This window comes from Falsiroseomonas sp. RANM36 (genome assembly GCF_056682175.1).
The window spans coordinates 522386-522769 of record NZ_JBWXTD010000005.1 but is presented as its reverse complement, the minus strand read 5'-3'; the positions used below and the strand labels follow the sequence as shown (position 1 = coordinate 522769).

Below are 384 nucleotides of genomic sequence, written 5' to 3'. Positions count from 1 at the left end.
AAAACCCCCCCCCCCTGGCCCGCGGCCCCCGGCCCGCGCCCGCCCCCCCCCCCCCGGGCGCGGCCGCCGCGCCGCGCGCAGCTTGAGCTGCGCCACGCGGATCACGTCCTCGGACGACATGCGGAGCGCGAGCTGCCGCGCGAGCGCGGCCACCAGCGCGCCATCCGCGCCCGGCATCGCGGCGAAGCGACGCAGCGTGGCGAGGTACTCGTCCGCGAGTGCCGCATCCTGGAAATCCACAAGGCGCTTCACGCCTTCGGCAGCGAGGGCCCGGGCTTCCTCGGGCAGGCCCTCGGGGCCGGCGGCGGGCGGCGGCGCGGGGGTCGGCGCGGCCGCGGGCGGCGCGCCCCCCCGGCCCCCCCCGCCGCCCCGCAGGGTGCGGAC

At 82.3% G+C, this 384-nt stretch carries 1 protein-coding gene; it reads right to left on the bottom strand.

Annotated features, from left to right (window positions below; genetic code table 11):
* Positions 1 to 384: DUF6537 domain-containing protein (locus AC1MIR_RS20510; protein WP_480030035.1), on the bottom strand; the 384-nt coding region annotated here is incomplete at both ends.